Raw genomic sequence first — 20,916 nt, 5'->3', positions numbered from 1 at the left:
TGGGTGCACTGGTACAACACCGGCCGGCTCATGCATCGTCTCGGGCGGATCCCACCGGCCGAGTACGAAGCCAAGTACTACGCTGAACACCGTGCCGATCAACCGGTCGCACACAAATGACAGTGTGTGCATGAGACCCGGGATGGTTCAGGTTGTGCCGACGCGATGGTCGAGCGCCGTTGCGTACAAGGCACATGGGACGAACTGTCATCTCAACCCCCGCATGGTGCGCAGATCAGTTCGGGACCCGCGGAGATCGTGCGAGACTGCTCAGCTCGTCGAGAACCTGATCGACGGCAGTGGTCGGACTACGGACGTCATCGCCCTTCAACGCCCGGAGACAGTCACGAATGAAAGCGAGCATCGCGAGTTCGCGCTCGAGGTCGGCTGCAGTCCGGTCGCTCACGACTCTCATCCTGCCCCGAGCTGGCGGCCATAAGAATTGTGCGCCGCCGTCGAGACTCCCGCTAGCCGCGCGGCCGCATACCGCACCGAAGGGGCATGTTCCCTCTCCGCTGGCAGACGGAGCATTCTTCTCCGGCATGTCGTCGGCGGTCGAATCACCGAGCGCCCACACCACAAGCGCCGCGGCGACGACGACCAGACACACCTGCACCGTATTCAAGTCTCGACCGGGAGCACCTATCTTCGGCGAAGCGTGGACCGCCGATCAAGGCCGTTGCCGCGCTCTCGGGATCGGTGACGATGCCGAGCGAGCGACCAAAATGGTTTTGGCGCAGAACATGATCGAACGCGCGCTCGACGCGAAGGTGCCGTTCGCGTAGCTCACCGCGGACGAGGCCGCCGGTCAGATGAAGTCCCTGCGAATCTGGCTCGAGGAACAAGAAGTGTCGTACGTGCCGGCCACCAGCCTGGGCGTGTACGACGAGTTTCTCAACACGCAATTTCAGCAGAGCGGAATCGGTTGTGACGCTGGGGAATCTGCTCTCGCCGATTTCAGCGTCAGGTTACTGTGTAGCGCCTTGACCGTGTCGTGGTCACTATCGAGGTAGCGACGTTGACGCATTCCCCAGTGCTCGGCTGGTGTTCCTCGGGTAGTGGAACCATTTGAACTGCTTTCGTTCTCGAACGGTAAGCCCACCCCACACACCGAACTGCTCATCCGCGTCCAGCGCGTAGTTCAAGCAGTCGTCGCGAACGACGCATCCATCACAGATTCGCTTCGCAGCGCCGGAAGGCTCGTTTAACGAGTCGCTTCCCTCTTCGGCCTCGAAGAACGTTCTAGGGTCGTAGTCACGACACCTCGCATGGACTTGCCACCCCGAAGAATCGACTTCAGTTCGCGGCACAGTCCCTGCACCTTCGTCGTATTCAGATGATCGAAGCATTCTTTCCGCTCAATTTGAAACCTTTTTGTGGTGGGCCCGCCTCCCGCGCCGCATACCTCACTGACCTGCTACCTCAGTGGGGTATGCGACTACACGAGCGCTCCTGATTAAGCGAACGCTGACGCGACCGCTTCCGAGAGCAAAGCGCCGTTGTGGGTGCTGAGTCCGTTCTTCAGCCCGGGATCGGCTTCGCATGCGGCCTCGTATCCGTTGTCTGCGAGTGAGACGACGTACGGCAGTGTGGCGTTCGTCAGAGCGTATGTCGATGTTCGCGGTACGGCACCTGGCATGTTGGCGACGCAGTAGAAAACCGATTCGTGAACGCGGTACGTGGGCTCGGCGTGCGTCGTCGGAACCGAGTCCTCGAAGCAGCCACCCTGATCGATCGCAATATCGACCAGCACCGAACCTGGCTTCATCCGCTCAACCAGGCTGTTGGAGACCAGCTTGGGGGCCCGCGCGCCCGGTACCAGGACTGCACCGATCACCATGTCGGCCGACAGAACTGCTTGTTCGAGTTCGAATGCATTCGACACGACCGTTTTCACGGTGCCCTGGTACTGGTCGTCGATTGCACGGAGTGCCCGGATGTTCAAATCCAGCACCGTGACGTCGGCGTGCATTCCGTGGGCGATAGCGATTGCATTCCTGCCCGAAACACCCGCACCGATCACCACGACGTTCGCGGGCCGAACGCCGGGGACACCGCCCATGAGCACACCGCGGCCGCCTCCGCTGGCCATCATGTGATAGGCCCCAGCCTGCGGTGCGAGACGCCCCGCGACCTCGCTCATCGGGGCCAGCAGTGGCAAAGAGCCGTCCGCAGCGGTGACGGTTTCGTACGCGATCGACGTCGTTCCCGACTCGAGGAGTGCATCGGTGCACGGCCTGGACGCGGCGAGGTGAAGGTAGGTGAACAAGACCTGATCCTTGCGCAGCCGCGAATACTCCTCAGCGATCGGCTCTTTGACCTTCAGCAGAAGATCAGCGGACGCCCACACCTCATCCGGATTGCTCAAAATCTGCGCGCCGGCGGCTTTGAAGTCGGCATCGGAGAAGGTCGAACCGACACCTGCCTGCGTCTCGATGGTCACATCGTGGCCGCGACCAACAAGTTCGTGCACGCCTGCGGGGGTGATCGCCACCCGGTACTCGTGGTTCTTGATTTCACGGGGTACACCGATCTTCACTGCTGCCTCCAAAAATGTGAGTGTGGAACTACTGGGTACTGCATGATTGGCTTAAAACTCATATGAAATTTCGATCGCTTCGGTTTCGGGGAGGCTTTGGCATGCCAGACGAAGCCCATCGTTGAGATCCTCGTCGTCCAGGACGTCATTTTTCAACATTTTGACGGATCCTTCGACGACTTGATACATGCACGAACTGCATTCACCTGCGCGGCATGAAAAAGGTGCGGCCAGTTTCTTATTCAACAAGAAATCCAGCAAAACTTGGTCGGCCGGCCAATCGTCATGATCGAACGAGACGTCGCCGATCTTTCCGGACACACGGAAGGATGGAACCGCCGACGGCGAAGTTGTCGAGGCCGAGCCTTCTTTGGCGGTCTCCGACAAGTCGTGCTCGGTGGTCACAGCTTCAATTTCGAACGGGTTTCCTTCGAGAGAGACAAAACGCTCGTGATGTTTACGCTCGCGGGGGAACCCCAATTGGTCCAATGCTGTAAGCGCCGCGGCCATGAAAGGGGCGGGACCGCACACGTAAGCGTCGTACGAGGAAAAGTGACGTACAACGTTCTTCAGCTGAGTGACGGTTGGTATCCCTTGGACTGATTCGAGCCAATGAATTGTCACAAATCTGTCAGGATGCTTGGCCGCGAGCTCACTCAATTCGCTGGCGAAAATGACCGATGCATCGTTTCGATTTGCGTAGAAGAGCACCACATCCCCGGTGCCGGTTGCCAGCGCAGATTTTGCGATCGACAACACTGGTGTGATGCCGCTACCTCCAGCGAAGAGCAACAGATTGGAGGACGCCTGACGGGTAGTGAACAGGCCTGACGGAGGCAGAGCTTTTAGTGTGTGCCCGACTTCGACGTTGTCGCACATCCAGTTCGAGCCGTAACCGTCTCGAACTCTCTTGACAGTGATCTTGAGTAGGTCCGTTTCATGAGGGGCGCTAGAGAGTGAGTAGCACCGCGCGGTCCCCCCTGCCTCGGAATCGGATGGCACCTCGATGGTCAGGAACTGCCCAGGCTTGTAAACAAGTGCCGAGGACGCCTCGAAGACGAACGACTTCGCATCGCTCGTCTCCTCGATTATGTCGACGACCCGCAGTTGGACCGACTCGGTCACATTAGATCCCATCTTCCGAGGTGTTCACCACCGCTATGGTTCCCGCAGACAGAACGTCGCCGCGTGGGCACTGCGTAACTGACGCCGGGTGTTAGAGACCCATCTGAACCGTCCCTTTGGTTCTGACCAGAGTTCCAGACTGGAGCGACGGCTCCGATACTCCTGCTGTCATGCATTGATCCAGCATGAATGGACACAGTGTCACGGTCGGAGAGTCCGGAGATAACTCCCGTTCGGTCTTCTGCCTGGACCGGGACTCGCGAAGACGCCGATCGCGGCAGAAAGCGGAGTATTGTCCCACGAATCTGGAAACTCCGCTGCAACATGTCCGGTACATGTCGGCAATATCCTGAGCGATGACCGACACTATGCCGGTTTTGAGACCTCAAGATCTGACAGCGTGGGGGTCAAGTGCATGCTTTGGGGGGGTGAAGAATGGCTTATCTCACAGCCGCAAAACCGCCTTAGGAGGCCCAATGACCACTCTCGATCACGGGACGTACTTCACCAGCCTTCCACGCGAGTACTACGTGTCCCCAGAACACTTCGCCACTGAGCTTGAGGAGGTCTGGGCTCGCCAGTGGGTGTACGTGGGTCATATTTCGCAGATCCCGAAGCGCGGGGACTACTTCACCTTCGAACTGGCGAACGAGAGCATCCTCCTGATTCGCGATGAAGGTGACACCGTGAATGCGGTTCACAACGTCTGCAGGCACCGCGCGCTCCGGTTGTGCGACCAGCCGACAGGTTCGGTCCGTAAGCGCCTGGTGTGCCCGTACCACTCGTGGAGCTATGCACTGGACGGCGAGTTGAAAACTGCAACCCGTCAGACCGACGGTGAGAACTTCAATTACTCGGATTTCGGACTGTACAAAATCCACGTCGACGTATGGAAAGGCTTCATCTTCATCTGCCTTGCCGACGAGGCACCGAAGCCGGTGGCTTCGATGATCGACGAGAAGAGCTCGGCGGATATGGACCTCATTGGGCCGACCCGCCTGAAGGTTGCACACGAAATCGTTTACGACGCTGAAGCGAACTGGAAGCTCCTCCTCGAGAACGGCGTCGAGTGCTACCACTGCCCCAGTGTGCACCCGGAGTTCTGCGTAGTGTTGAACGCTGAAGAGATGTCCGATTACTACGATCGTGACATGGTTCCAGAGGTCGTTCAGGGTCTGGTCATTCCGGTGAAAGCCGAACTCGACTCTCTGTCTATGGATGGCAGTTTCGTGTCGAAGAAGCTGCTCGGCGAGTTCGACAATGGTGTCGAAATACCCCGGGAGTTCGGGGCAGGATTCATGACTCAGCCGGGATATGCATGGGGTGGATTCCACCCAGACTATGGCATGGTCGCGACCACGATTCCGATCTCCGCCACGAGGACCAAGATGCTGTGCCAGTGGTTCGTGCACGAGGACGCGGTGGAAGGTGTCGACTACGACGTCGACGAATTGATCAAGATCTGGGACGTCACCAACGTTCAGGACTTGGCCATCCAGGAACGGCAGCAGCAAGGCCTCAGTTCCAGCAAATATACGCCGGGTCCGAACAGTTTCGACCAGGAGCCTGGAATCCGCGCATCATTGCGTCTTTACCTGGAAATGCTGGGAGAATTGGAAGAATCTGAGCGTTAAATCCAGCAGGACTCACTCGGTGTCGTCGTAAGGCTGCGCGAGGCGTCAGCTGGGTTCGTTGCGGCTTCCTGAATGGCAGCGGCTTGCAGTGTTTCCAGGGTATCTACCGCCTTGTGAGGCTGAATTCTATTCGTTGACAAGCCTCGAAATTGGCATTGTGCAAAATGAGGAAATATCTGTGCTGAAATTTTCAACCAACAAGTGGACTAACTTGGTGGTGTCGTACATGGCGCTGGTGGGTGGATTCATCGCCTACAACGGTTGGGCTCCAAGTCTCAACGACATCAAAGACGATCTGGCCTTGACCTTTTCGGAGGTCGGCAGTTTGTCTGCGGTGACGGGCCTCTCGGCGGGGATCATGATTCTGCTGGGAGGTCTTGCGGCGTCACGATGGGGAACCAAGAACGTTGTACTCGCGGGACTGGCGTGCGGGGTCGTCGGTCTCTTCCTGTTCTCGGTTGCTGGTGGTTACGCACTAGCCATCACCGGCCGTGCTATCAGTGGGTTCGCGGTCGGCTTGCTGTTCGTGGGCACGTACACCCTCGCGGCAGAGTGGTTCCAAAATGACAGGCAGACAAAACGCGCAACGGGCATCATGATGTCAGGCGACGGCGTCGGGGTGCTGCTGTCCATCTTCGTCTTGGCCTTCGTACTGAGCGCCTTCGGGTGGCGAAATGGCCTCGCCATCGAAGGAATCATTGTATTGGTCATGATTCCGATCGTTGTTCTCTTCACTCGGAACGTAGACAACCGAGCGAACGCAACTGAGCGTCGACAGACCGTCAGGCGGGCAGGCAAGCCCATCCTTGGCTCTTGGGCTGGTGTGAAGCATCGCAACGTGCTTATCGCGACCATCTACTGGTGTGGAGGGGTCGGCCTTCTCACCCTCATTACTGGATGGCTGCCAGCGATTTTGGTGGACGAGGCAGGCTGGTCGGAAAGCACAGCTGGATTCTTCTCCTCGATGTTCTCGGTGATCGGGATGACGGCTGCATTCTCCGCCGCCTTCTTGACGGGACGAGCGATCAACCACAAAACACTGATTCTGAGGTCTGGCCTGGTCATCGTTGGTGCGCTGGCTGTGCTCACACTCGGGCTCGCTATAGGAAACTACGTCGTAGTCGTGGTAACTGCCCCGATCGTTGGGCTGGGCCTGTACTTCGGTGAGCCTCTGGCACTCTCGATGGCGATCGATTCCGTAGACGATGAAAACGCAATCGGTCTGGTGAACGGTCTCGTGATCGGCGTTCCTTGGCTTACCGCGGGAACGCTCTTTCCATACACACTCGGATGGATTCGGGATTTGACCGGTAACTACACGGTGGGCTTCGCCTTAGCCACTGTTGTTATTATCGGCTTGTGTGTGATATCGGTTCTCTTTCTGAAGCCGGTTTCCGTCGAACCTCAGGATACGAGCACTCCGTTGCAGGAATCGGTGTAGGCCCCACTCCCCCGAACTGCCGTGGGTGCGCATAACCCGAGAAGATCGCGTGAGGTCGTTCTGTATCCATAGACTAAGCCCGTCACGCCGCTGACCTCGATTCGAGGCGGTATAACGCCACCCTCTGCATCAGATCTGAGGGTGGCGTTACGGGTTTGGTCGCGCACATTCTGGCATCTCGACTTCGGCTGGGGCGACGGCTCACAGAGACACATCTCGACGATTTCTGCACAACACAGCACGGTTTACACCGTCTTCTTGAACCCACCCAATACGGGGCAATCGGGGCGGCTGGAAGGCTTCCCCGCCGAAGCTCTGCAGCGCAGTTCGTCGGCCGGAGAGTGTGCATAGTGGTCGGACTGTCGCGCACACCGAACTGGACCAGCATCAAGAAACTGCGCGGTGGTCAGTTGGTCAAGTGGGGTCCGGCGAGTGAGAGGCCAGGTGAGTATGGTGCGGGCAGTGCCCGTGCACAGGCGTCGCGTCCGATGCCGACAACCACCTCGCGGTGAGTATTCGACCTCGAAGTTGGCGGCGGCATCGTTCGTTTGTCGTATCCGGGCTAACAACGATGGTCATTATCTCGCTGATCCGAAGGATCCTGAAGGCACCTGCAACGCACCCGGCTCGACCATGCGAAGACCGCGCGGTCGCTGACCCGCAGAGCTGGCAGAGAGGATAATTGAAGTATGGACTCAGCTAGCAACGGTGTCAGCCAGACAACACCAGCAGGTGGCGCGCTCACTGTTCATGCTGCACTTGATCTGCCGATTCTGCGTGGTGGCGCCCCCGAGGTCGTGGTGGGCGCAGAGGCCTTGGATCGCCCGATCAGGTGGGTGCACGTCGTCGAAGTAAGGGACATCGCATCGGTGCTTCGGGGCGGAGAGTTGCTACTGTCCGAAGGGCGAATGTTCGGCAGTGCGGTAGAAGATCGAAGGCTGATCGCTGAGCTCTCCGAACGCGGTGTAGCCGCACTGGTCATCGAGCTAGGGCCACGTCACCGCACACTGCCGAAGAATATTGTTGTCGCCTGCCGTGAACACGGGTTGACACTGATCGCCTTACATTTGCCTGTGGCGTTCATCGACATCACAGAAGCCATTCACAGTCAGATCGTGTCTTACAAGCTCACCCTTCTCGATAGCGCGCATCAGCTGCAGGATCGTCTGACACATCTCGCACTTGCCAACGGACGTATCCCGGAGATACTGGATATTCTTGCCGAGGCTGTGCAGAACCCGGTGATCTACGAGAGGCAACACGGGGGGTTCGTGTATCAAGCCCTGCACACCCTGACTGAGAGGGACGTATCCGCCGCCTGGGAAGCCCATACTCGCAGACTCAACTCCGCCCCAGCCGCTTTGGAGACTATGCTTGCTGTCGGTGAACGCTCGGCAGGGCGGCTCGTCGCGCTGGCGATGAATCGTGCGTTCACAGAAGCTGACGAGGTGGCGCTCGAGCGAACCGCGGGGATCATCAGCTTGGTTTTGATGCGGGACGAACACCAGGACAGCGTCGCTGCGCGCAATCAGAGGGGATTCCTCACGGCTTTGATGCATGGAGAAATGCCTCCGTATCGAGCCGAAGCAAGAGCTGCGACTCTGGGTTTCGTGGCTCCGGTTTTGTTGCCGCTGGCCATTCGTGCCGCAGCCCACCACCGTTCTCGGCCACTGAGTTTGGAAGATCGCCTATGGAAGCAAATCTGGGATGACGTCAACTCGGAGATGACGGGCCGTCGAATGAGCGCGATGATCGATCAGGCACCGTCGAATGACGTCAGTTTGGTCATGTTGGGCTTGGAGGATGTAGCTCAAAGGAAGACTGCGATCGACCGCTTCGCAAATGTCGTGCAGGAGGCCGCGGACCGCCACATCGGTGTACCCCACGGGGCAATCATTTGTGCCGGCTCGGCAGTGCACACGTGGCAAGCCGCTGGTGAGGGGCTCATTCTGAGTGTTGAGGCGATGGAAGGTGCCATGCAGAGCCAGCCAAGACCCTGGCACGATGCGGTCGATCTCGATCTCGACAGATTGTTGTGGAGCCTGCGGCAAAATCCGGACCTTGCGAGGTTTGCCCACCTTCGCCTCGATACTCTGCTCGACCACGATCGACAACGACGCAAAGAGCTGTTCAAAACGCTTCAGGTGCTTCTTCGTTTGAATGGTCGGAAGGCTGAAACGGCCCGGGCCCTGCACCTCGAACGTCAATCGCTGTACAGCCGTGTCGAACGGATCGAATCGCTGCTTGGGGTGGATCTTGACGATCCGGACACCCGACTCGGTCTTCATCTGGCTCTACGCATCATGCGTCAGTTGCCAGAAGTCACCGATGATATCTGGGACTGACGCTCGGGTCTTCGATGTCATTGTGATGACGCATCAGTTCAAGCTGTCGGCGACGAAAGCCACTGCCTGACATTCTGTCCATTGTTCTCGCGGGTCCCACCAGGAAATGTTGCCAGGTGATAGGCCGGGTGTTACTTGCGCGTAGACGAGTGCAAGGCCCCGGTCACAGAGAGAGGGCAGATGAACCATGGCGATCGCAACTATCAACCCTGCTACCGGCGAAACGGTCAAGTCGTTCGAGCCAATGCCCGAACGGGAGGTGCAGGAACGTATTCGAGTCGCTGATGCCCGCTGGAAGCAGTTCCGCACCGTCAGCTTCGAGCAACGAGCGGTCTGGATGCGCGCGGCTGCCGATCTTCTGGAAGCGGACATCGACGAAGTAGCTGCGTTGATGACCTTGGAGATGGGCAAAACACTCGCTTCTGCGCGAGGTGAGGCCGCCAAGTGTGTGAAAGGGCTCCGCTTCTACGCCGAGAACACCGAAGCCATGCTCGCAGATGAGGCTCTGCCTGGAGGAGCCGGCGTCGTGGGCGCCTCGCGCGCTTTCACCAGGTACGAGTCGTTGGGCGTGGTGCTCGCCGTCATGCCGTGGAACTATCCGTTCTGGCAGGTTCTGCGTTTCGCTGCACCAGCTTTGATGACCGGTAACGTCGGCTTGCTGAAGCACGCATCGAATGTTCCGCAGTGCGCGATGTACATCCAAGACCTTTTCGAACGCAGCGGCTTCCCCGAGGGTTGCTTTCAGACCCTCTTGATCTCTTCAGGCCAGGTCGAGGGTGTACTGAGAGATCCGCGAGTTGCGGCGGCGACGATCACCGGCAGTGAATGGGCAGGCCGATCCGTCGCGTCTATATGCGGAGACGAGATCAAGCCGTCCGTACTCGAGCTCGGGGGCAACGACCCGTTCATCGTGATGCCGTCGGCCGACTTGAAGTCGGCAGTAGCCACAGCCGTGACAGCCCGGACTCAGAATAACGGTCAGTCGTGCATCGCAGCGAAAAGGTTTTTGATTCACGATGCTGTTTACGACCAGTTCACGGCGCGTTTCGTTGAAGCAATGTCAGCTCTAACCGTTGGCGATCCGCTGGAGGGGACGACCGATGTTGGTCCGCTTGCCACCGCCGAGGGACGAGACGAAGTAAATGAGCTCGTCGACGACGCAATCGGAAAGGGCGCATCGATATTGTGCGGTGGTGGTCGTTTGGACTTGGACGGGTGGTTCTTCTCGCCAACGGTGATCGCAGACATCTCGTCCGACATGCGGGTCAACGAAGAAGAAGTTTTCGGTCCAGTGGCAATGTTGCACCGCGTCAAAGACATCGACGACGCCATTGCCGTTGCAAATGCGACGCCGTTCGGATTGGGCTCATCGGCGTGGACCAGTTCGGCCGCAGAACAGGACCGGTTCATCTCGGAGATTGCCGCTGGCCAAGTGTTCATCAACGGAATGACAACTTCGTACCCGGAGCTTGCGTTCGGAGGCACGAAGCGCTCCGGATACGGTCGTGAGCTCTCCTATCACGGGCTCCGCGAGTTCTGCAACGCCAAGACAGTATGGGTCAAGTAGTCGACCCGGCGATCTGTTTGGAGAGATTGGCGGGTAAGTGACTTCAAACCGAGCGGACATCGACAGGTGACCGCCCTGAGAGATAGGGCCTGAAATGCGATTGACAGGTAAGGCCGGAGTTATCACCGGCGCTACTAGTGGCCTAGGGCTCGCCACCTTGGAAGCAATGACCCGAGAGGGTGCGTCCATTGTTGCAGTCGGTCGTGATCCAGAGCGCGGAAGTCGCGCGGTGCAGGAAATCAACGACAACGGTGGGCGGGCGGTCTTCCATCAGGGCGACGTGACCGTCGAAGATGATGTGAGGGGCATGATCGATCGGTGCCGTTCGGAGTATGGACGCATCGACATCATGCACAACAATGCTGCTTATCTGGTCAGCGCTGCTATCCACGAAACCACCAACGACCAGTGGTCTGCGTCTCTTGCCGCCAACCTCACGTCGGTGTTCTGGGGGACCAAGTACGCAGTCCTGGCCATGCGCGAGCAGGGGCACGGGGGCTCTATCATCAACACCGCGTCAGTGGCCGGGTTCACAGCTACAGGTGACACTGCTGCTTATGTGGCAACCAAGTCGGGGGTCATCGGACTGACGCGTGACACCGCGATTGCGTATGCCGCAGAGGGAATTCGATGCAACGCGGTCTGTCCCGGCGATTTCGAATCCCCCATGCTTGAGCACTTCTTCGAGACTGCTACCAACCCGGCTGCAGCGCGCGATGCGATGGAAAGGCTGTACCCGACCCAGCGCATACTTTCGCCCGCCGATGTCGCGGCTGCGATCGTATTTGTCGTCTCGGACGAGGCTCGGGGAATGACAGGAACGTCCTTGATCGTCGACGACGGATTGACGGCCAAGACGTACTGATCGACAGGTTGTCGTCACTCGCTGCCATCGCGACCGGGTGACGACAACCTCTCGAATGAAGGGCTTCACGCACCCTTCGGCGGGTGCGCGACAGTTTATCGCTCGCTCGAACACACGGAACACACGGTGGCGACTGCGGCGGTAGTCGAACGCACCGCCGCGCTTGCACACTCGGCCTTAGTTGGAGGCCAGCACATCAGCTGACATCATGACCGATTGTCTTCTCCGTCTTGAGAGAAGGCTTCGAGGACATTGCGGGTGACAGTCGAGACATTGTTCTGGTAGTTGTTTTGCGACAGACATCCGCTCCATGTAATCGATCCGGTACTGAACACGGCGCCACCCTTCGGATACTCGACCAGGACCATGTCAGTCTTGACCAGAGGGCTCACCGACCCGGTCTGCCCCGAATCCGAGGTCAGTATCTCTTCGGAGCACGCTTGCGCGTCGTCCGAGAAGCCGGTCGCCGTGGCAAGAACTGTAGTAGTGGTCGGTGTGCCCAGCAGAACGTCGGCACGGTCGAACTCGTAACCGGCCGCTCCGTAAGACTGAATCAAATTCGGCATGTCCCCGATCAGGTCCTCGTCTGTGTCCCGGAAAACAAATCGACCCGCGTCGCTGTAGGACCCAGGTTGGCGAGCGTAGGGCCGGCCAGATCCTGATGTCTCTGCCGTGAACCCCACTCCGAGCCATGGCTGGGGGGCGATCCAGCGGTGGCGCCACAGTCCCCCGAGTTCGCCGGTCGAGCTCAGATGAGCTTCGCCGGGTTCGGGCTCCCAAGCCCGCGTCGACGGGCCGCGGCGACGGATCTCGACACTCGCTCCCGTCGCGGGATCAAGTTGTGTAACCCAATACATCCCGTTGCCGCCGAGATACATCATCCGCCCGCCGCTTTGCAGATAATCCTGTGTGGACCGGATCATGGCCATTGACCAGTACTCCGGATGTGTGCCGGTCAGCACAACGTTGCAGGGATCGAGAAGTGCCCTACCGTCGTGGTGCAAGTCTTCGTCCGTGATGACGTCGAAGTCGATACCTTGCTGATGCAACCAGTCCACGATGTACAAGTCGGCGTTCAAATTATGGGGAGAACCTTGGCCGTCGTCGAGCCAGGCCATGACACACTGCGGTCGCATATTTACGATCGGGCGGAGCCGAGAACTGTAGCAGACCCCCGATCCGTCACTATGCCTGTCGTAGAGGCTGAGCAGCCTGTTGTCGACGATGTACTTGTCCTGCTCCTGGACGGGGTGTCGACCTGGGCCATGGCTTCGCTCTGATTCACCAGCTGCTCGTTGGCATACGCAAGGTAGGAAAAAGCAGGAAGGAGGAGAACGACTTTAGCGGAGGGATCTCCTGTTGCCGAGCGAACAGTGAACGGTAAGTAGTCGTGGCTGGATCCGCTGAACACATGTGCCGCGTAGAAACCCGCTTTTCAGGTCGGCAGGTACTCTCCATGAGAAAGAAGGATCCCAGCCGGCGTCGAACAGGTCGTCGTCGTGAAAGTGGATTGCTCCATAGTGAGACGGTGCATGGAGCCACGCAGTCTCTGTGCCGTCGAAGTTTCGGCCTGTGGCACCACGCATCGGCATGTTGATCGCGTGTCCGTCGAATCCTGCGCCTGATGTCAGTGATAGACCATCCATCGATTCCGATCTCGAAGACCCATGCCGCCAGCGGACCTTTCGTGAATTCGCTTGAATCACGTTGCGCGCCTGGCAGATCGTGGGTCGCTGCTGTCGGGTAGATGCTGGGGGCCTCGATCTTGCCGTTGTAGAAGTCGCTAGCGTAGTCGCCATTCCGATCCGCACCGATGGAGATTCGCCCGCACCCTGCCACAGGGTCGTCACCGTTAGTGGGAATGGCGCTGCTTGCCGTGCGTACCGGCGACGGGTTCGTGGACTGTACGGCCTCTATGTAGTTGCAAATTCCCTGAATGGTGGTAGCTCGCAGTAAGGCGGTGCCGGTCCTCGTCTCGATTGAGCCGATGGAGACGGTAGCGCCGGCAGCCTCCGCGACAGCGTTGCCATTGTCGAGTCCCACCCATAGCCCACCCTCGCGTTCCCGGCGCCAGGAAAGGAGCGTTTGCCGACCACGTTTGGGCGTAGTCGGCCAGAACCACAGGTCTACGCTGAAGTCATCGATTTCACCGAGATCCAATTGCTTCGGTACTTCGATGTACGAACCTGGTCGCAAGTGCTGCTCGATACCCGTGTAGTTGCCTTCAATCGAGCTTTCCACCGGTTGCGATTTGAAACCGGGAGTGCCCGGCCGAGCGTCTCCCTGAATAAGTCGGACGAGTTCGACATCGTAAGGAGCGCCGCCCTCAGAACTCACCAGAAAGGTGATCTCTTACCCGCCCTGCACGCTCAATCGGTCACTGGATCCAACAATCTTCATGGCACTACTCCAGTGGCTTTCGAAATGCGGCCGCCCCCTCCTGCTAGCTGCGGAATTTTGCCCACACTCCGTAGAGAACGGCGCCAAAGTTCGGACGGGGACATCGTTGTCCAGGCGGCTGCTGTCTTGGATGCAACTACCGGCGCGTTCGGCAGGTGCCTGACTACCAAAGTATCCAGGCGTCCGAGTGGGAGCTTGGGCACGACGGTGCTGACCGTTAGCCAAGTTCACGCTAGCGTATCAATCTCTGACCCGGCAGTCTCTCTCGAACGTCCCGATGAGACTCACGTAGACAGTCTGTCATGCCGGTATGTCCGAGTTCCTACACCTTGCCCCTGGTCGCATATTGCCGACACGAATCATGCTTCACAGTATGCAAGCAACCTCCCCTAGCCTCGCCGGCGTAGACAACGCAAATGGTGTTGGAGCTGCCACAGGAATTACCGCGGCGCCGACGCAGCTGATCGGCTACGACCGTCAGCATGTGATGCATGGATTCACCAATCTGGATCGTGACCTGACACCCGGGCCCATCTTTCAGTCGGGCAAGGGAATTCGCCTGGTCGACGTCGAAGGTAACGAGTGGCTCGACGGATGCGCAGGCCAGGCTAACGTCAGCCTGGGCTACGGACGCGACGAACTAGCCGACGTCGCTGCGGCTACGCTCAAGTCGCTTACCTTCGGTACACACTTTTACCACAACCGAAGTCATGTCTGGGCGTCTCAACTGGCCGACCGGCTCGCACATATCACGCCGAGCGGTATCGATCAGTTCTTCTACGGCGTCGGCGGATCGGACGCGGTAGAAACTGCCATCAAAATTGCGCGCTTCTCGAACATCACCAACGGTCGGCCTGACAAGATCCACATCATCGGGCGTATGAACAGCTACCACGGTGTGAGTTACGGCGGTGCCAGCATGACGGGTGACCACGCCATGTGGTCCAACATCGGGCCCCTGCTCTCCGGCTTTTCCCACATCTCGCAGCCTGAGAATGGGAGCGTCGGGTCAGCCAGTGCGCTCGAAGAAGAGATTCTGCGTGTTGGGCCGGAGAAGGTGGCGGCGTTCTTGGCGGAACCCATCTCTACTCCGAACGGCCTGTACTGCCCTCCGGACGATTATTGGCCGCAGATCCGCGAGATTTGCGACCGCTACGACATTTTGTTCATCGCCGACGAGGTTCTGTGTGGTGTCGGGCGGACGGGCAGGATGTTTGCGATCGAACGATGGAATGTCTCACCGGACATCATCACCATTTCCAAGGCGATCACTGCCGGCTACTTCCCGCTGTCGGTAGTAGGCGTTACCGAACGCGTTCGAAGCGCACTGTCTTCGAGCGGCGAGAAGTTCGTTCACGGAGTGACCAACGGAGGCCACCCGGCCGCCTGCGCAGTGGCTCTCGCGACTTTCGACATCATGGAGCGCGAAGATGTCGTCGGTCAGGCAGTTCGCGGCGGCAATTACTTTGCGCAACAACTCGCTAATCTGGCCGACAGCCAGCAGATCCTGGATAAGAGCACCGCACGGTCGACCGGAATGATGGTCGCAATCAACCTGAAGTTGGACGAATACGGTGACGAATTCGGAGTGCGGGTGCATGAGGAATTTGCTCGTCGGCGAGTTCTCGTGAGGTCCTACCGAAATAACCGGACAATCGGATTTCTACCCGCCTTGACCATCGAGAAGCAGGATATCGACGCTATCGTTGAAAGGGTGGCGGACTCGATCGATGCGACGCGCGCCTCGTTGGGCATCTAAGACGCATTGTTCGTATTCGCACTGCCTTAAGCATTAATGAAAGGGTTCCAAATGTCAGTTCAAGCAGCCGAGAATTCTGTGGTTCAGCGGTACCCGCTGATCGCACGACTGAACAGGCCGTACATCGACGGTGCGTTCGTGGATTCGTTGGGTGATGAGACATTTGCACGTGTAACTCCGGTCAACGGTCAATCCTTGCCGTCCATCGCGTCATGCTCGGACGCCGATGTCGATCGTGCGGTCGCTTCGGCTCGACGCGCGTTCGAGTCGTCGGACTGGCGTCGTCGCAGCCCCCGTGAGCGTAAGCGGGTTCTTCAGCGGTTGTCGGTACTCATGCTAGAGAACAAGGACGAACTGGCGGCGCTGTTGACTGCCGATATGGGCAAGCCGATCGCGGCCGCGACCTGGGAGGTTGAATTCAGCGCTGAGGTCTTCGAGTGGTTCGGCGAATCGGTCGATCACCTCTACGGACAGGTTGCACCGCTCGGACACGACGCGCACGCGACCATTACCCGTGAGCCAATCGGCGTTGCCGCAGCCGTGACGCCATGGAACTTCCCGTTGCTCATGCCCTCTGTGAAGCTAGCGCCAGCTCTGGCTAGTGGAAACGCCGTGGTCCTGAAGCCGGCCGAACAGTCGCCGCTGGTCGCCCTTCGCCTGGCCGAGTTGGCAACGGACGCAGGTTTGCCGGACGGCATCCTCAACGTGATCACGGGACTCGGAGAGACAGCAGGCAAAGCTCTTGCCCTGCACATGGATGTCGATGCGCTGGGGTTCACCGGTTCGACTTCTGTCGGTCGACTGATCATGAAGTACGCGGCCGAGTCGAATTTGAAGAAGGTGTCACTCGAACTGGGCGGAAAATCGCCAAGCTTGGTCCTCGCCGACGCCGGAGACCACGAAATGGTTGCGGTCAAAACAGCTGAAGCAATTTTCGGGAACACCGGCCAAATGTGTGATTCCAGCTCGCGATTGGTCGTGCACGAGTCGATTGCCGACTCCGTCATCGATCAACTTCGCATCGTCGCCGGGCGCTGGCAGCCGCTTGACCCGTTCGATCCCACAGCTGTCATGGGGCCGGTGGTGGACAAGACTCAGTATGACCGCGTTCTCGGCTACCTGGACGTGGGTCGCGAAGAGGGCGCGCAGGTTGTCAGCGGCGGAAACGCCGCTTTGGTGGAGACTGGAGGCTTCTACATCGAACCGACGGTCCTGCGGAATGTCACCAACGAGATGCGCGTCGCCCGCGAAGAGATCTTCGGGCCAGTCCTGTCCGTCATCACCTTCAGCGACGAGGAAGAAGGCCTTCGTATCGCCAACGATACGAACTACGGTCTTGCAGCGTCCGTTTGGACGAACGACATCAGGAAAGCTCACCGCATGGCGCGCGAATTGCGGGCCGGGGCTGTGCTGGTCAACGGTGACGAGCTTTTCGACGTGACGCTTCCGCATGGTGGCTTCAAAGAGTCGGGAATCGGCCGCGACTACTCGCATTATGCGTTCGATAACTGGACCCAGCTCAAGGCCACGTACATCAATCTCGCCTAGTTCGGTCAAACCGCGCGGGTAGCTCGACCGCTCCACACCTCTGCACGGTGGCCCTTGGGTCGCCGTGCAGAGGTGCCTCAAGGGCAGGCCGTCAGTTGTTGCCTGCGCTGAGACCGGTGAGCACTTTTGCCGCCACAGCACGCGAGAACGCCTCGTGGACTCCCCTGACAGGCCATCTGCCAAGTGCCCCACAATTCCATACCATCGATGGTGAAGCTCGTCCAGCTGAGGGCGCAGGCTCACCGCAGCACGAATATCCGCCCAGCCCCTAGTGGCGGAACTCCTCGCTCACGCGAGAAAGGTTGAGAACTGATATGGATCCGCGCCACTCGATTCTGTTCGAGCCCATCACGATCGGTCCGAAAACGATACCGAACCGCTTCCTGCAAACTCCCCATTGCACGAGCTTCGGCAGCACAAAACCGCGCTCCCAGGCGCACCACCGCAAGGTGAAGGCGGAAGGCGGGTGGGGACTCATCTTTACGGAAGAGTGCTCCATCCACSCAGAAGCGGACCAATTTCCTTTCGTGCTAGCCCGTCTGTGGGACGACGACGACGTCGCAAACCTCGCTTTGATGTGCGACATGGTTCACGAAGAGGGTGCATTGGCCGGCATCGAACTGTGGTACGGGGGCGTGCTTCCCTTGAACATGGAGTCGCGCGGGGTATCCCGGGCGCCGTCGCAGATCGTCAGTGATGCGTTCTCTATGGCACCGTGTCTCGAGATGGATATTTCGGACATCGAGATCGTACAAGGGTTTTACGTCGACGCGGCGTTGCGTTCTCGTGACGCGGGTTTCGACGTAATCTGTCTGTACGGAGGTCACGAGGGTTTGCTCGAACAGTTCCTCTCGCCGTACTACAACAAGCGCACAGACAACTACGGTGGTTCTCCGGAGAACCGGGCGCGTATGTGGCGTGAAGTGATCGAGAAAGTCCGCGAAGCGGTTGGCTCCGACATGGCTATTTCTGTCCGTATCTCCGCTGATTCTCTCCGAGGTGAAGAGGGAATCTTGCTGGAGCGTGACGTTCTGCCGTTCATTCGTGCCTGCGACGACATCGTCGACCTATGGGACGTTTACCTGGGCGGTGTGGACTGGGGAGACGACGCGACTCCGTCGCGCTTTTTCCGATCCGGCCGCGCGCTGGAGTATGTCAAACGCATCAAAGAGACAACGCGGAAGCCAGTTGTTGCCGTAGGGCGGTTCACCGACCCGGGTGCGATGGCGCAGATCATCAAGGAAGGTGTCGTCGACATCGTGGGCGCAGCGCGGCCTACAATTGCCGATCCCTTCCTACCTGCCAAGATCAAAGACGGCAGACCGGAAGACATCCGCGAGTGCATTGGCTGCAACATTTGCATCTCACGGTTCGAGCACGGCGGACCCCCCATCATCTGCACTCAGAATGCGACGGCCGGCGAAGAGTACCGACGTGGGTGGCATCCCGAAAAGTTCGATCGTGCCACAAATGCCGACTCCGACGTGCTGATCCTCGGCGCCGGTCCAGCAGGTATGGAGTGTGCGCGAGTCCTCGGTGAACGGGGTATGCGCAATGTGCACCTGGTGGATTCCGAGCCCGAGATGGGCGGCCACCTTCGGTGGCTGACCCAGCTGCCGGGGCTCAATGAGTGGAATCGAGTCACCGACTACCGGATGGTTCAGCTCGAGAAGCTGAAGAATGTCGAATTCATTGCGAACACACGACTTTCCGCCGCAGAGGCCGCAGACTACGGCGCTGGAATCGTCATCGTGGCCACCGGATCTCATTGGTCAGAAAATGGGCTGGGACCTGTGACCAGAAATGGTCTGACTGTATCCAAAAGCCCGAATGTCTTCACCCCTGAAGACATCCTCAGGGATGGGCGCGACCTCCCCGGTAGTCATGTCACTATCATTGACAACGACGGCTACCACGTCGGAGCGGGACTCGCTGACCTGCTTTCCTCGCGTGGCAAAAAAGTGACGCTTCTGACGCACATGGCTGAGCTGGCTCCGTACACGAACTACACGCTGGAAGCCAGTTTCATCCGTCGTAAGCTGCACAAGCAAGGCGTGAAGATCGTGACCTCGACTATCCCTGTCAGCCTGAACGATGAGGGTGTGCAGGCGCATTCGGCGTATGCCGATTCCGACGATCTTCAGTTCTATCCCTCTGATGCGGTTGTACTGGTGACGCAGCGAGTATCCAACACGGGCATCTACCGCGCTCTGCAAGACGAAATCGGATCGGTCCAGTTGCTCGAAGACGGCGTCGACTCCGTATACAGAATCGGAGATTGCGTCGCTCCGAGAATCATCGCGGAGTCGGTTTTCGATGGTCACCGGCTTGCACGTGAAATCGATTCGCCGAACCCAGCAATCGCGTTGCCGTATCACCGTGAGCGTCTGGTCGAACTACGACTCGGACCCACACGCCCGGAAGCATTGACTTCCTAGAACAATGAAGTCAACCAGTCCCGAGCCGGTCGGTCCCTACCCGACCGGCTCGGGACTGACTCGTATGTACAGGGAGAACGTGTGCTCAACAAGGTATCGGTGATGCTGGCGGCGGCGGTTCTATCGGAAACGGCGGCCGCACTGTCGCTCAAAGCCGCGCTCGATACGCCACAGTGGTACACGGTCGTTGTCACCGGCTATTTCGTGTCCTTTGTTTTAATGTCGATGATGTTGCGGGCCGGTGCTCCGATCGGCAAGACCTACGGGATCTGGGCCGCGTCCGGAATCGCGTTGACCGCAGTGTTCGGGACTTTGATATTCGGCGAACCTCTGACTGTCGCAATGGTCACGGGTATTACGCTCGTCATCGGAGGAGTGTTGTTGGTCGAGTTTGGTTCGGCCCGCGCAAGAATCACGGTCGAGCGGTGATGTGGTGGCTGCTCTCCGGCGCGATCGTAGTCGAGGTCGCGGCGACACTTGCGCTGCGTGCATCGGAAGGCGGGCGAAAAAGACTTTGGCTGATCCCCGTGATAGTGGGGTACTTGATCGCGTTCGGACTGCTGTCCGCGACACTATCGGCGGGCTTGGCTATCGGTGTGGCATACGGAGTCTGGGCCGCCTGCGGCGTAGCGCTGACCGCTATTGCTGGACGGCTGTTGTTCAGGGAACCGTTGACGTGGGTCATGGCTGTTGGCATCGCTGTGATCATGGGCGGTGTCCTGCTCATCGAAGTCGGTTCCGGAGCTCATTGACCCAGGTTCGCGTTAAGCGAAGCGGGCTCGCAAGAGCCTCACGGACTCGACAACCATGGAGCGCACTATTAATTGCCACCAACAGCGGTGGCCCCATACAGCTGAACCCAAGCGTTACAACACCAATCAGGACCGGCATTCACACAGCTCAAACGTGGACGATACGTCAGTGGTTTATGCCACATAGTTTACAAGAGGAGCATTGCATGTGATCTGGGGCATGCGTGAGATTGAAGGTTCATCTTTCGGGGGGTCGACAACGGCGCCGCCGCCCGCAATGTGAAACAAGTACGGTCCCGGCCCGGGCCCGTAGGCCAGCTAGCAAGCCAGCGGAGGAACAGCATGAAGGTTGTCGGATACGCGGACAAGTTGAGTGTCGAGCCGGGAGCAGCGATCACCTTCATGGTGAGCTCTGAGCCCGGACGCTTTTCGGCCCAGCTGGTCCGGCTCATCCACGGCGACACGAACCCGGCCGGACACCGGGCTACAAAGACGAAACTGTC

General features: G+C 58.9%; 15 protein-coding genes and 2 pseudogenes. 11 read left to right on the top strand and 6 right to left on the bottom strand.

Going from position 1 to position 20,916, the window contains the following annotated elements:
* Nucleotides 1–235: 235 nt before the first annotated feature.
* Entirely contained in the window at nucleotides 236–406 is a 171-nt protein-coding gene (locus AC1D1G_RS25770) for a hypothetical protein (RefSeq protein WP_477954190.1), read from the bottom strand.
* 247 nt (nucleotides 407–653) lie between these two features.
* On the opposite strand from AC1D1G_RS25770, the pseudogene AC1D1G_RS25765 reads away from it, so the two are divergent.
* A pseudogene (locus tag AC1D1G_RS25765) lies at nucleotides 654–869 on the top strand (IS701 family transposase); the annotation flags it as partial.
* Between the two features lie 132 nt (nucleotides 870–1,001).
* On the opposite strand, the gene AC1D1G_RS25760 reads toward AC1D1G_RS25765, so the two are convergent.
* The 3 genes from AC1D1G_RS25760 to AC1D1G_RS25750 form a co-directional block, all read right to left on the bottom strand.
* A complete protein-coding gene (locus AC1D1G_RS25760; RefSeq protein WP_477954189.1) occupies nucleotides 1,002–1,349 on the bottom strand; it encodes a WhiB family transcriptional regulator in 348 nt (115 codons plus the stop codon).
* A 107-nt stretch (nucleotides 1,350–1,456) separates the two neighbouring features.
* A complete protein-coding gene (ald, locus tag AC1D1G_RS25755; protein ID WP_477954188.1) occupies nucleotides 1,457–2,539 on the bottom strand; it encodes an alanine dehydrogenase in 1,083 nt (360 codons plus the stop codon).
* A 51-nt stretch (nucleotides 2,540–2,590) separates the two neighbouring features.
* Nucleotides 2,591–3,664, bottom strand: a complete 1,074-nt coding sequence (locus AC1D1G_RS25750) for a 2Fe-2S iron-sulfur cluster-binding protein (protein WP_477954187.1) — start codon at nucleotides 3,662–3,664, stop codon at nucleotides 2,591–2,593.
* A 476-nt stretch (nucleotides 3,665–4,140) separates the two neighbouring features.
* Here AC1D1G_RS25750 and AC1D1G_RS25745 point away from each other — a divergent pair, with 476 nt between their 5' ends.
* From AC1D1G_RS25745 to AC1D1G_RS25725, 5 genes are all read left to right on the top strand, one after another.
* A complete protein-coding gene (locus AC1D1G_RS25745) occupies nucleotides 4,141–5,298 on the top strand; it encodes an aromatic ring-hydroxylating oxygenase subunit alpha (RefSeq protein WP_477954186.1) in 1,158 nt (385 codons plus the stop codon).
* 178 nt (nucleotides 5,299–5,476) lie between these two features.
* Nucleotides 5,477–6,739 carry an MFS transporter gene (locus tag AC1D1G_RS25740; RefSeq protein ID WP_477954185.1) on the top strand — a complete coding sequence of 421 codons (1,263 nt, stop codon included), beginning with the start codon at nucleotides 5,477–5,479 and terminating at the stop codon, nucleotides 6,737–6,739.
* Nucleotides 6,740–7,428: 689 nt separating this feature from the next.
* Nucleotides 7,429–9,084, top strand: a complete 1,656-nt coding sequence (locus tag AC1D1G_RS25735) for a PucR family transcriptional regulator (protein ID WP_477954184.1) — start codon at nucleotides 7,429–7,431, stop codon at nucleotides 9,082–9,084.
* A gap of 187 nt (nucleotides 9,085–9,271) precedes the next feature.
* Nucleotides 9,272–10,651, top strand: coding sequence for an NADP-dependent succinic semialdehyde dehydrogenase (locus AC1D1G_RS25730; RefSeq protein ID WP_477954183.1), 1,380 nt, complete (start codon nucleotides 9,272–9,274; stop codon nucleotides 10,649–10,651).
* A 94-nt stretch (nucleotides 10,652–10,745) separates the two neighbouring features.
* Nucleotides 10,746–11,516 (top strand): SDR family NAD(P)-dependent oxidoreductase, encoded by a 771-nt coding sequence (locus tag AC1D1G_RS25725; RefSeq protein WP_477954182.1) that lies wholly within the window; start codon nucleotides 10,746–10,748, stop codon nucleotides 11,514–11,516.
* Nucleotides 11,517–11,722: 206 nt separating this feature from the next.
* Here the strand turns inward: AC1D1G_RS25725 and AC1D1G_RS25720 are convergent, their stop codons facing one another.
* Both AC1D1G_RS25720 and AC1D1G_RS25715 read right to left on the bottom strand, forming a co-directional pair.
* Complete coding sequence (locus AC1D1G_RS25720; RefSeq protein ID WP_477954191.1) at nucleotides 11,723–12,727, bottom strand: N,N-dimethylformamidase beta subunit family domain-containing protein; 1,005 nt, start codon at nucleotides 12,725–12,727, stop codon at nucleotides 11,723–11,725.
* Nucleotides 12,655–12,936 (bottom strand): annotated as a pseudogene (locus tag AC1D1G_RS25715) (hypothetical protein); the annotation flags it as partial. The gene AC1D1G_RS25720 and the pseudogene AC1D1G_RS25715, both read right to left, overlap by 73 nt.
* Nucleotides 12,937–14,289: 1,353 nt before the next feature.
* On the opposite strand from AC1D1G_RS25715, the gene AC1D1G_RS25710 reads away from it, so the two are divergent.
* From AC1D1G_RS25710 to AC1D1G_RS25690, 5 genes are all read left to right on the top strand, one after another.
* Nucleotides 14,290–15,675, top strand: a complete 1,386-nt coding sequence (locus tag AC1D1G_RS25710; RefSeq protein ID WP_477954181.1) for an aminotransferase family protein — start codon at nucleotides 14,290–14,292, stop codon at nucleotides 15,673–15,675.
* Between the two features lie 51 nt (nucleotides 15,676–15,726).
* On the top strand, nucleotides 15,727–17,223 hold the full coding sequence (locus AC1D1G_RS25705; RefSeq protein WP_477954179.1) for an aldehyde dehydrogenase family protein: 1,497 nt from the start codon (nucleotides 15,727–15,729) through the stop codon (nucleotides 17,221–17,223).
* Between the two features lie 314 nt (nucleotides 17,224–17,537).
* A complete protein-coding gene (locus tag AC1D1G_RS25700; protein ID WP_477954177.1) occupies nucleotides 17,538–19,661 on the top strand; it encodes an oxidoreductase in 2,124 nt (707 codons plus the stop codon).
* 81 nt (nucleotides 19,662–19,742) lie between these two features.
* Nucleotides 19,743–20,090: a DMT family transporter gene (locus AC1D1G_RS25695; protein WP_477954176.1), complete on the top strand. Its 348-nt coding sequence runs from the start codon at nucleotides 19,743–19,745 to the stop codon at nucleotides 20,088–20,090.
* Nucleotides 20,090–20,413 (top strand): DMT family transporter, encoded by a 324-nt coding sequence (locus tag AC1D1G_RS25690; RefSeq protein WP_477954174.1) that lies wholly within the window; start codon nucleotides 20,090–20,092, stop codon nucleotides 20,411–20,413. Before AC1D1G_RS25695 ends, AC1D1G_RS25690 begins: the two co-directional genes overlap by 1 nt.
* The last annotated feature ends 503 nt before the right edge of the window (nucleotides 20,414–20,916 follow it).

The sequence above is a fragment of the Rhodococcus sp. P3_B8 genome (assembly GCF_056402775.1).
Note: the sequence above shows the minus strand (reverse complement) of the source record. Positions and strands in the feature narration are given on the sequence as shown.